We start from the raw sequence: 11,740 nt of genomic DNA, 5'->3' as shown, positions 1-11,740 counted from the left end.
TCCTGGCCCGGATAGTAGACGTTGTTGCTCACCAGGCTCGGCGTGGGACGGTAATAGGGTGGAAGCGTGATTCCACCGCTGGCACGCCGCCGTAAGGATTCTTTGCCTGGGCTGCGGTTGGCGTCTCATCAGCCGCCTGCGCCGTTGACACGGCCCCCGTCGATAGAGCCGCGGCTCCAGCCAGACCCGCTGCCTTGAGCGCATCGCGGCGACTTATCGGTCGCTGACCAGGGCCAGCTTCATCACCGTTGATTTTCTCTTCTTGTGAGTCATGTGTCATGGTTCGATGACCCTGTCGGTTCGTGTCCGAAATCTCGGGCCTTGCAGCGGTTGCCACGTCCGCCGCGGACTCTCGGGCGGCTTAACAATAATATACGCCTACCGCGCAGCGCCTTACGGTCCGGCGCGCTACGCCGGCGACGCTCACCGGCGTCCGCGGCCGACCGACGCGGGCCTCGGCTGCCGAGACGAAGCCGTGCACGCCCGGGATCGCGATGCGTTCGCCGAGTTCGAGACCGCCGAGGCCGACAAGCGCCATCAGCAAATACAGTCCGAGTCGTTTCGACGTCCTCATTGTGGCTTTCCTCCTGGGGCGAGACTGTCAGGTAATTCATCCATATCGGGGAGTTCGCTCGGCTCCACCTTCTTGGCGTTGGTTTGATTCTTGAAGCCGAAATCACCGGCCGCCACCTCGTCGCCCGCCTTCCAATCTCTGATTTGAGCCGTGTATTGCGGGAAGCCGGCAACCTGCTTGCTGGTAATCACATAACGGCAGGGATAAGGACGCTCGCCCATCGCGATCCAGATCTGCCAATCGACCTCCTCCGTTCTAAAGGCGAGATGATTGCATTCGACGCCGCCGATCACGCCGCTGCCGAGGTCCTTCGTGTCGACGACAAGAGGCATCAACTGATCGTAGACGTTCGACGTGAGCAGATCGGCGCCGGGGACCGGTCGGTGGTATTTTTCCCTTAATTCGTCGACCAAGTGATCGATCGAGCCAGACACCTCGACCTGAGCATAGAGATTATCGGTCTTGCGAAGGAGGGTTAGCGTCTTGCCGTCGAATATCAATTCGACCTCCGCAAATCCTCCGTTGCGCGTAGCGCGAATCTTGTCGGGCCGGGAGAGTGTGACCGTGCCCGAACTCGCAAGCGCAAGCTTCTGCTGATCGGTGGTGACGATTTCGAGGTTCGTATCGTACTCGAACGCTATCAGCTGCTGGCTTGCGAGGTAGTCCGACATGGCCTTGAACAGGGCTTTGGCCTCGGCCTCGTCCGCGTTAGCCGCCGATGGTCCCCATCCAAGTGCCAGAATGAGCGCTGCGGCAGACAGACCAGCCTTAGCGATCCTTGCCGATTTTCCGACTACGCCATGCATCTGGAACGCCCTCCATTAGGCTTGCTTGCCGCAGGTTATTTGCGGCGGCAGCGCCCGCGATTGTCGTCAACTCTCCAGAAGCGAGGGCATGTCAACGGGCCGGCACTGTCGCTTTGCCGCCGAGAACGCCTGCTCCTTGTGGGGTGGTGTGGTGTCACTTCACTTCGCAGCACCGAGCGCGACCAGTTGGCTGAATGCTACGCGCGGTCGCCTGGTCTTGCCAGAAGGGGTGTGTAAGTTACGTGGTGATTACGTGGTTGACGGAAGCCGACACGATCTTAGTGCGCGCACTAGTCAGAGTCCGGAGACGGCGCTCCTTGCACTGTTCATAGCGGCCTTCTTCAACACATCGGCCCCTTTCCGAACATCGACACGAACCTGGTATGTCGCACGGCCGATCGGGAGTCGTTGCAAGCAAGCCCCGACAGGCGCAGCATGGGCCTGTGCCCCTGGCATCCGGGCAGAGTGCGCGGCCGCATAAAGGCGCAACTTCTGCCGCATCGGGCGCGTGCTTCGCCTCTACCTTAAGCCAGCGAAGGAAAACGACCGTGAAAACAGCAACCATCCTCGCTGCCGCACTCGCTTGTGGGCTGGCGGTGGTCGGATCCGCCAGCCCACAAACCGAGCCGCGTGGTGGACAACCCGCACCTGGGTCGAAGCCATCGGTGGCTGATTTGGATTACCAGGTGAAATACCAGCGCGCTTTCGAAGCGGTACTCTGGTCGATGCCGGCGATAGGCAGTTACGGCTTCATACGGGGCACCCAGGAACTCGGTGCTGGTGACAACACGATCCTTGCCTGGTCGACCCCGGCCAGACCGAACGTCGAGTTGCTGACGGCCAACAACGTTACGCCCTACATCCTTGCGTCGACCGATCTGCGCAAAGGCCCGGTGGTCGTTGAGATCCCGGCGGCAACGGACAAGGCCAGTCTTTACGGACAGATCGTGGATCACTGGCAAATCACCATCGCCGATATCGGCCCCTCGGGCATTGATGAGGGTAACGGCGGCAAGATTCTGCTGACTCCTCCCGGTTACCAGCACCCGGTTCCGGCAGGCTACATTGAGGTCAAGAGCGCGAGTTACCGCGTCGTGTTCGCGTTCCGCTCGATCAAGAGCGCGACAGCAACGACCGAAGATGCCTATGCCTACTCCAAGACGCTCAAGATGTATTACCTGAACGATCCGAAGCCGACGCGCTTCGTCGATCCGAGCGAGATGCGCTACTCGACCCTGCCTTTCTATGACGAGCGCTGGTTCGACGACCTTTACGCCATCGTCAGTGTCGAAAACGTCGACCCGCGCGACAAGGTGATGATGGGGATGCTGGCCTCGCTCGGCATCGAGAAGGGCAAACCCTTCAACCCGGACGCCAAGACGAAACAGGCGATGCGACAGGGCGCGATCGATGCCTATTACTACCTGATGCAGCGGTTCCTGAACCCGACCGATCCGACGCGGGTATGGTGGAAAGGCAAGCATTGGAATGACGGATTGTTCGCTGATCCGAACCGTGAGTTCGTCTATGTGACGGCTGATTCGATCGACCTCGACAATCGCGCCGATCGGTATTTCGTCGGCGTCAACTATCCCAAAAAGCTGGGTGCCAAGCCGGCGACGCAATATCTATTCGCGCTGGCCGACAATAACGGCAAAGTGTTGCAGGCTGGAAAGACCTACAAGTTCACAATGCCCGCGAAGGTGCCGGTCACGCAGTTTTGGTCGCTGATTGTATATGACCTGGAAACGTTTGCTTTCATCTACAACCCCCTGGAGCGGGCCGGGCTGGATTCCTTTGATCTGCCAAACATGAAAAGGAACTCCGACGGCAGTACCACCCTCTATTTCGGACCGAAAGCGCCCGAGGGGCTGGAAAGCAACTGGATTCCGACGTCTGGCAAGGCGCCCCTTCCGACCGTCCGCATCTATGGCGGCACGGAGGAGTTCTGGAATAGGTCGTGGGAGATGCCGGATGTAGAACTGGTAAACTGATTTGCAAGTTCATGAGGCGGCAGCTGACCGCAGGTCGTGGGCGTGGCGTATCCATAAAATTGGCCGAACGCCGATTTCGTCCGCGATCCTTAGCGACGACCCGACGCCGCGCGGCGGCAACGAGCGGTGTGACGCAATGCTCGGCGCTCCGCGGCAAACCCGAGTTCGCTGCTGGCCCGTGCGGCAGTTCGCGGCGACCCAGCAATTCAGTCGGTTTCGGAGCGACGCGGACATTCAGCGAACCGCGCTTACAAAACCGGCTTTATGAGTACGCGCCCTAGAAACGCACGACTACTCCGAGAATCGGACCTTGCTCCACGACATCGAATACAAATCCGTCATTACTGTAGTCGACGCCCAAGGCGCGGTAGCCGACAACCGCGGAAATACTGTCGCTGAAGCGGTAACCGACCGCTGCGGCAACATCCCAATCGAGATCGGCTGCCCCGGCGCCGATCAGGCCCCATCCGGTCAGATAGATCTCCGGCGTGATCGAGTAATTCCCCCGAAAGCCGGCCATCGCATCCACCCATGTCGCGCCATCGCTTCGCGACACACCATCCAGAAGACCACCGCTGAACGAGAGGTCGGTGTCGACAGACCACACCCTTGCTCCACCCACCACATCAAGACGCACAGTTTCGTCATCGACGATCGAGTAGCCGACGCCCATCAGGCCAGCAAACGTCTCCGTCGACACTTCAACGCTCGAGGCAACGATCCCTCTGGGTGTACCGGCAGAGCCCGATATCTTGGAGTACATGACATCGCCGAAAACGCTGTATCGGCCATATCGCGCTTCACCGATCGCCATGGCTCCGAAGTCCAGATGGTCTAAGATATCGCTGAAGCTGGAATCGATTTCCACGGCCGGCAGTCCGAATTGGGCCACGTCGCCTGATATCCCCGCCGCCCAGAAATAGGGAGCGAAAGTGAACGTCCACCCATCTTCCGTTTCGGTTTGGGGAACTTCAGGCGTCATTGGCGAATAGACGTCGGCAGCCATGACGCCTCCGCCAAGTAGAAGGCTCGCGACAAAGGTCAGACTACGTGCAGTTCCAAGGCTCATATTTCCCCTCCGGTAGTTTCATCCCCAAACCGCCCGCGAGTTCGATCATGTCGAAACATATTGATTTTGGCTACTGCATTTTATTGCAGCCGCTGGGTATCGGATGGTCGGCCCTTTTCTCTTTTATGGAGAGCACCTGGTACGGCTTGGATCTCGTCTGAACGCATCAAGGCGATCAATTTTACTGCGCCTTGTCCTATTGGAACTCTGGAACGGGTAAGCCCGCCTTCACCAGCCCGCTGATGAAATGCGCCTGGTCTTCCGGGCGGTAGATTCGCATGGCAACCTCTCGCCGCACGTTGCTCAGGAGATCGGCCGCGTTGGCTTCGATCCATCGTCGCTCGCGCGCGGCCTCAGCCGTTTTGCCGAGTTGCCCCGAGATCGCGGCGACAACGAAATGGAATATGGGATTTGCTTGGACATCGGCGGCCCTGATCAATTGGTCTGCCGCGGCATAATCCTGCTGCATATAGGCGCAGAGCGCGAGGGACGTTTCGAAATAACCGAGCGGGCCTGGATTTCTGGAGACGGCGTCCGCGACGAGGTCGCAACCCGACTCCCATTCGCCCGACAGGGCGAGCCGAAAACCATACTCAGCACTGAGCTCTGGGTCGTTCGGATTGATCGAGAAGGCACGAGCGCCAATTGCCAGAGCGGTATCGACATCCCCACGGAAGAAAAACGTAAGCATTTCGGCTTGTAGACCGCGGACGTTCTGCGGATCCAGTTCGACGGCCCGCCGTGCGGCCCCGAAAGCAAGTTCGAGCGGCGGCGGCGAAGGTGGATTAAGACGGTAACGGAACCGAAACTCATCGAGGTAAGTGAGAGACAGGAGTGCCCAGGCCGTCGCATAGCCGGGAAACCTTTCAACGGCGCGCTTCAGGCAACCTTGAACGGATGCGTGAGTCCGCGGCGTCAGATCGGCTCGATAACCGTAATAGGCCAGCGTGCACTCATAGGCCTGCCAGTCGTCCGGCGGCAGATTTGCCGCATGCGACGCGTCCGTGCGAAAAATTATGCCATAGGGTTGTGCCACCGCGGTGGCGACGGCGCGAGCCACGTTGGTCTCCAGATCCATGAGTTCGCTGACCCGGAGATTCTCGCTGTAGCTGTCGGCCCACGCAATCGATCCGTCCGATTGGTTTACCAGACGTGCCGTCAATCGCAGTTTATCGCCATCAATCCGCACGCCGCCTGCGAGCACATAGCGCGCCGCCGGGGTGCTCTCTGAATGAAATTCACCTGTGGCCGCCGGCTGCCTCTGGGTGACCACGACGATTTCTTTGAATTTGGCGATGTGCTCGATGACCTTGTCGGTCAGTCCTCTTGCGACGATCGCCGAGCGCTCATTGTCTGACAGATCTTCGAACGGCGTGACAAGTAGCCTCGGAACATTCGGTGTCGCGCGCCCAGCTTGGTACGCGCTTACGACCGACCCCTCTTCTGTTCTGTTGAAGCGCAAGAGGCCGCCGAAAGAGAGCACCAATAGAATGCCGGTCACTGCGACAAGCCCCCACAGTATCCATTGCCGCATACCTGATCGGCTGGGGATGACTGGCTCCTTTTGAACGGAGTCTATAGGCGGCAGGGACGTCGACCGATCACGTCGGGTGAAAACCGGAACATAAGCGCCTTTCGGAATGGTCACGACGAGCGGGTCGTTTTCGCCCGCCGTGAAGTAGTATCGTTCGAGCGCCCTTCGAAGACGGCCTGCCTCGATCCGCACCACGGGATCAGTTTGCGCATCGAACGATGCATCACGACCGAACACTTCCATGGCGATCGAGTAGGCTTTTATGCGATCCGCCCGATCAGCAACTGCCTCTTCAACAACATAAACGAGAAACTTGCGCGCACGCTCCGGTACATTGAATTCCGGACTTGATTGAATCCGATCGAGCTCCGCGCGAATTTCGGCCTCGCTCGGTAAAGCTGGAGTAACTGAAATGCTTTGCTGAATAGAACGGGTATGGACCATGCCTTCCCACTCCCGCAGGCCGCAGTGGTTTTCGCCGGTTGCTTCAGTATGCTCGCGTAATTTACGCCCTTGAATTGATATTACGCCATATGGTGGCCGAATGGTTGAGAAATCGCTCCAGTCCAGGAATTGAAGGATGAACAAGCGATCCGGAGGCGCTGGCGAGGACCTTGGCCTAAGTGCGGCAATGCGCCGGTTTCCAATATATGCGCCCCAGATCCAGGAACTTTTCGCTCGAGAGGAGAGCTTTCGCGGGATGTGCGATGATCTCGCAGCCGCCGAACAGGTCCTCACTACGATCGATCAATTGCCGGAAACAGTGCGCACCGAACGCCGTGTCGAATACGAGGGATTGGTGGAAGACCTAGCCCAAGAAATAGAACAGGCGCTTCAGCGCGTGAAGATCATTCCTATCTCCCGACCGCCGAAGCATTAGCTGACTATCGGGGAAGCCTATCATGAAGCTGCTGAGGGAACCTTTTTTCCATTTTCTTCTGGCCGGCGCCGGATTGTTCGTCGCCTACACCTGGCTCGATGACGGCGTTGAGACGCGGAGTCAAGCGAGCAGCGTGCGCGAGATTCGCGTCGGTGAGGGCGAACTGCGCTGGGTGAGCGAAACCTGGACGCGGCAATGGCAGAGAACTCCATCTCCCGAAGAACTACGCGGCCTTGTCGCGAACCTCCTGAAGGAAGAGCTACTCGCGCGCGAGGCGCGTGAGTTGGGCCTCGACAAGGATGACACGGTCGTGCGCCGCCGGCTCGCGCAAAAGATGACCTTCCTGATCGAAGACACCGCCCGGATTTCGGAGCCCGACGAGAGTGACCTGCGGCAGTTCTACGATGCGCATAAGGACAACTTCCGTCGTACAGGGCGGGTATCGTTCGTGCACGTTTTCTTCGACCGCTCGAAGCGGGTGAACGCAGCAACGGACGCACAACAAACACTGGTGAGACTCGCGGCTGATGGAGGGCCGGAGCAGATTACCAACGAAGGCGATCGGCTGCTGATCGAAGCAGAAATAGGCGGTGCTGACCTGAACACCGTGACCGCGCGCTTCGGTCAGGACTTTGCACGCGAGATATTCTCGCTCCCGCCGGGTGCATGGAGCGGGCCGATCGAGTCTGCCTATGGGCTGCATCTCGTCCGGGTTTCGGAGATGATCCCTGGAGAGGTGAGCCCTTTCGCCCAAGTAAAGGTCCAGGTGCTCGAACAATGGCACGAGCAACAGCGGCGCGCGTATGAGGAGCGATATTTCGCGGAACTGTTCAAGAAATACGACATCGTGGCGGACGAGCGGGTCGAGGCGCTCGTCGGTCCGTTGACAGTCGCCAAGGACGGGACGCGATGACCTGCGTTGCCGCAATTCGCCTCACAAGGTGCCTGGCGGCCGCGTGGCTCCTGCTGTTGTTGTTTTCGGTCCCATCGGCGATGGCGCACGAGGTGCGGCCTGCCTATCTCGAATTGCACGAGGAACGGCCGAACGAATTTTCGGTGCTCTGGAAGGTGCCGATGCAAGGCGAGATGCAGTTGGGTCTCAAACCGCAATTTTCCGGCGAGACACGGTCATCGATGCCGATCAGCCGCACGGTTGGGGGCGCTGCGATCGAGAGCTGGACTCTTAACGCTCAGGGGCTCCGTGGCCAGACGCTGACGATCGGTGGCCTTGAAGCGACGATGACGGACGTGCTGGCCCGCATTGAATACATGGACGGCACCACATGGACGCGGCGCTTCACGCCGCGCGACCCAGCGGCGGTCATCCCGGTGGGCGATACGGCAACGAATGTTGCGGGGTTGTACCTGAAGCTTGGCATCGAGCACATCCTCTTTGGCATCGACCATCTGCTCTTCGTCCTGGCTCTTCTCATGCTGACCCGAGGCAGGATGTTGCTGGTCAAGACCGTTACCGCCTTTACCGTTGCCCATTCGCTTACCCTGGCGCTCGCAACGCTCGGTTTGTTCCACGTCCCGCAGGCGCCGGTTGAGGCGGTGATCGCGCTTTCCATCGTCTTCGTCGCGGTGGAGATTGTCCGCAGGCAACAGGGGCGTGTAGGTGTCGCGGCTCGAGCGCCCTGGATCGTGGCTTTCAGCTTCGGGCTGCTGCACGGTTTTGGCTTTGCCGGCGCGCTCAGCGAAGTCGGCTTGCCGGCCGGGCACATTCCACTCGCACTTCTCTTTTTCAACCTCGGCGTCGAGGCAGGTCAGCTCATCTTCGTGGCCGCGGTAATGGCACTTTTGGTGGCGGCGCGGCGCGTTGTTCTGACGCCACCGGTCTGGGCGCTGCGCGTCCCGGCCTACTCAATCGGCACCTTGGCAATGTTCTGGACGATCCAACGCATTGCAATGTTTTCCATCTCTTGAACTCCCAGGAGGCAAGCATGGGTGGGTATTCGAAACCTCTGTCAGCACTTGCATGGCTTTCTGTGGCGGTGCTGCTAGCGTTGGCGCCGCCGCCGGTCGTTGCCTGCGGCTATCATGACGACGTGACCATGGCGCGCGGTCTGCTGAACTGGGTCTATCCGGATGCGCTGCATGTCATGGGCGCTATGTCGGCCGCCGTGGCGGAGCGGCGATTGCCCACTGTCGACCGCGATGCGGAAGCACCAGATCTATTTGGTTCCAAATATCGCAAGACGACACACGCGCTGCAGCAGCTTGGAAAGGCGTTCACCTTGGCTTCGGGCGTGCCGACATCGTCGTTTTCGATTGTGCTTATCGAGCCGATGTTGTGGACGCGGTTCGAAGCTGTTCCAGGCGGACTCAGCACCGATGTTCATGTCACCGGTCCGAAGCCAGGGGATCTGGTTCTCGCGTCCGGTGAAGCGGTCATTGTCGCGGTCGCTGTCGGTCGGTTGACGATGGCCGAGGCGGTGCATCTCGGACTGGTCCGCCTTTATGGATCCGAACGCCAGAAGGCGGATTTCATCGGGGCTTATCGTTCGATCAGCGGCAGGAGCCCCGATGCCTACCAGAGCGGCTATCTGATCAGACCGAACCCGGCTAACGAGGTACGCGAAGCTGCGACGCCTTTCATGCGACCTGCACCCATGTCACTCGCGGCACGAGCCATTTCCCGATCCCCAGCATCCGAGGTCCGCGGCGAAAATGCCTGCGAGCTGGTACGTCATTAAGGCAAAACAATCCTGCGGAGGAAATACTATGACGAATAGATTGCTTCAGAAGGCAACCCTCGCGAGCCTGTTGGCGTCCGTGTTTGCGTTGCCCGCCTTCGCGCAGGACACGGGCACGCTGGACGAGAAGAAGGCCGAGGAGGCGCAGCAGCGGCCGCCGGCCTACTCGCCCTATGTCGGGCGGGACTTTCCGACGCGGCCGTTCTTCGGCGATACCCATTTGCATACCTCGTTTTCGATGGATGCCGGCGCATTCGGCGCCCGGCTCGGACCGACGGATGCCTATCGTTTCGCTCGGGGTGAGGAGGTCACTTCGTCGACCGGTCAGCCCGCAAAACTGTCCCGTCCACTCGATTTCCTCGTAGTCGCCGATCATTCCGACAACATGGGCTTTTTCCCCGACCTGTTCGCGGGCAAGCCGAATCTGCTTGCTGACCCGACAGGCCGCCAATGGTACGACATGATACAGGCTGGCAGGGGCGCGGATGCGGCAGTGGCAATCATCGTCGCGTTTTCGCACGGAACTTTTCCGAAGGATCTCATGTATTTCCCCGGAACGCGCCCCTACCAGAGCGCCTGGCAGGCGACGATCGCCGCCGCCGACCAATACAACGAACCGGGCCGCTTTACTGCCTTCATTGGCTACGAGTGGACCTCGAACACCGGCGGCAACAACCTACATCGCAATGTCATCTTCCGCGACAATGGCGACAAGGCGAGCCAGGTGGAGCCCTTCACGGTGTACCCGCCCTATGGGAGCGACAATCCGGTCGACTTGTGGAAGTGGATGGAGGCCTACGAAGCGAAGACCGGCGGCAGCGTGCTGGCCATCGCGCACAACGGCAATCTGAGCAACGGAACGATGTTCCCCGTCGTCGAGGAATTCGGCAAGAAGCTTGATGGCGAATACGTCCAAAAGCGGGCGAAATGGGAACGGCTCTACGAGACCACGCAAACGAAGGGCACCGGGGAGGCCCATCCTTTCCTATCTCCCAACGACGAGTTCGCCAATTTCGAGGTCTGGGACAAGGGCAACCTCGACGGCAGCGTGCCGAAGAAGAAGGAGATGCTAGAATTCGAATATGCCCGCTCGGCCTATAAGAATGGGCTGAAGCTCGAAAAGGAACTCGGCACCAACCCCTACAAGTTCGGCCTCGTCGGCAGCAGCGACGCCCACACGGCGCTGACAGCTATGGAGGAGGACAATTTCTTCGGCAAGACAGTTCCGCAGGAGCCGAGCCCGCACCGGATGATGGAGGCGTTCATCAACAACCCCAAGACCGGCGTCAAGATCATGGACTGGGAGGTCTCCGCCGCGGGCTACGCTGCGGTATGGGCGAAGGAGAACACGCGCGAATCGCTGTGGGACGCCATGCAGCGCAAGGAAACCTATGCGACGACCGGCCCCCGCATGATCGTTCGCTTCTTCGGCGGCTGGGACTTCGTGGAAGTGGATGCGGCGGACCGCCTGCCGGCGAATATCGGCTATCGAAAAGGCGTTCCCATGGGCGGTGATCTCAGCGCAGCCCCCGGAGGCAAGGCGCCGACGTTCCTCGTTGCAGCATTGAAAGATCCGATCGGGGCGAATCTCGACCGCTACCAGGTCGTCAAGGGCTGGATGGACAAGGATGGCAAGCTACAGGAGAAAGTCTATGATGTCGCCTGGGCGGGCGACCGTAAACCAAGTGCCGACGGCAACCTGCCGCCTGTAGGCGATACGGTGGATCTCGCCAACGCCACGTGGGCAAACACGATCGGGGCACCTGAACTCGTCGCCGTATGGAAGGACCCGGATTTCGACGCGAGCCTTCCCGCCTTCTACTACGGCAGGGTGATCGAAATTCCGACCCCGCGTTGGACCGCCTACGATGCCAAGCGCTTCGGCGTGAAGCCACTGGCTGATGCGACGATGAAGCTGCAGGAGCGCGCCTATACGTCGCCGATCTGGTATACTCCCGCGCAGTGATCTTGGTGCGGAAAGGACAGTCGGGCGTTGGCTCTTCGCGCCTATGAAAGCACCTGTGAAAATGGCTATCCAGAGGTCTGCGCTTGGGGTCGAGACGCGTCGATCGCAGCTTCCGAGGTAAGGTCTGGAAGGGCGCGAACCTGCCGTCCGGGGCAGAGCATCGGACTTCCGCTCTCCACCGAGGCTGTGTGGAAACGCCTGGTGCTGTGTGGTCTGGTGAA

Annotated in this window: 11 protein-coding genes; 6 read left to right on the top strand and 5 right to left on the bottom strand. The window is 59.8% G+C overall.

Annotated elements, in window-relative coordinates; genetic code table 11:
* Window positions 1-28: 28 nt before the first annotated feature.
* The 3 genes from N181_RS30745 to N181_RS02615 all read right to left on the bottom strand — a co-directional run bounded on the left by N181_RS30745 (window position 29) and on the right by N181_RS02615 (window position 1,380).
* Window positions 29-280, bottom strand: a complete 252-nt coding sequence (locus tag N181_RS30745) for a twin-arginine translocation signal domain-containing protein (protein ID WP_080579315.1) — start codon at window positions 278-280, stop codon at window positions 29-31.
* 81 nt (window positions 281-361) lie between these two features.
* Window positions 362-574, bottom strand: a complete 213-nt coding sequence (locus N181_RS02620; RefSeq protein ID WP_037402082.1) for a hypothetical protein — start codon at window positions 572-574, stop codon at window positions 362-364.
* A complete protein-coding gene (locus N181_RS02615; RefSeq protein ID WP_050994788.1) occupies window positions 571-1,380 on the bottom strand; it encodes a DUF2092 domain-containing protein in 810 nt (269 codons plus the stop codon). Before N181_RS02615 ends, N181_RS02620 begins: the two co-directional genes overlap by 4 nt.
* Before the next feature lie 548 nt (window positions 1,381-1,928).
* Here N181_RS02615 and N181_RS02610 point away from each other — a divergent pair.
* Entirely contained in the window at window positions 1,929-3,374 is a 1,446-nt protein-coding gene (locus tag N181_RS02610; RefSeq protein ID WP_234886000.1) for a DUF1254 domain-containing protein, read from the top strand.
* Between the two features lie 277 nt (window positions 3,375-3,651).
* Here the strand turns inward: N181_RS02610 and N181_RS02605 are convergent, their stop codons facing one another.
* Window positions 3,652-4,443, bottom strand: a complete 792-nt coding sequence (locus tag N181_RS02605) for a hypothetical protein (protein ID WP_037402074.1) — start codon at window positions 4,441-4,443, stop codon at window positions 3,652-3,654.
* 196 nt (window positions 4,444-4,639) lie between these two features.
* A complete protein-coding gene (locus N181_RS02600) occupies window positions 4,640-6,421 on the bottom strand; it encodes an integral membrane protein (RefSeq protein WP_037436554.1) in 1,782 nt (593 codons plus the stop codon).
* Between the two features lie 136 nt (window positions 6,422-6,557).
* On the opposite strand from N181_RS02600, the gene N181_RS02595 reads away from it, so the two are divergent.
* From N181_RS02595 to N181_RS02575, 5 genes are all read left to right on the top strand, one after another.
* Entirely contained in the window at window positions 6,558-6,857 is a 300-nt protein-coding gene (locus N181_RS02595; protein ID WP_037402068.1) for a hypothetical protein, read from the top strand.
* Between the two features lie 22 nt (window positions 6,858-6,879).
* Complete coding sequence (locus N181_RS02590) at window positions 6,880-7,770, top strand: peptidyl-prolyl cis-trans isomerase (RefSeq protein ID WP_037402065.1); 891 nt, start codon at window positions 6,880-6,882, stop codon at window positions 7,768-7,770.
* Window positions 7,767-8,783 carry a HupE/UreJ family protein gene (locus N181_RS02585; RefSeq protein WP_037402062.1) on the top strand — a complete coding sequence of 339 codons (1,017 nt, stop codon included), beginning with the start codon at window positions 7,767-7,769 and terminating at the stop codon, window positions 8,781-8,783. The genes N181_RS02590 and N181_RS02585 overlap by 4 nt, the downstream gene beginning before the upstream one ends.
* Window positions 8,784-8,863: 80 nt before the next feature.
* On the top strand, window positions 8,864-9,553 hold the full coding sequence (locus tag N181_RS02580; protein WP_170200662.1) for a hypothetical protein: 690 nt from the start codon (window positions 8,864-8,866) through the stop codon (window positions 9,551-9,553).
* Window positions 9,554-9,581: 28 nt separating this feature from the next.
* Window positions 9,582-11,519 carry a DUF3604 domain-containing protein gene (locus N181_RS02575; RefSeq protein WP_060563226.1) on the top strand — a complete coding sequence of 646 codons (1,938 nt, stop codon included), beginning with the start codon at window positions 9,582-9,584 and terminating at the stop codon, window positions 11,517-11,519.
* Window positions 11,520-11,740 lie beyond the last annotated feature (221 nt).

This window comes from Sinorhizobium fredii USDA 205 (assembly GCF_001461695.1).
GTDB classification, from domain to species: Bacteria; Pseudomonadota; Alphaproteobacteria; order Rhizobiales; family Rhizobiaceae; genus Sinorhizobium; species Sinorhizobium fredii.
The sequence above is the reverse complement of the archived record's forward strand: the minus strand, read 5'-3'. Positions and strand labels throughout refer to the sequence as shown.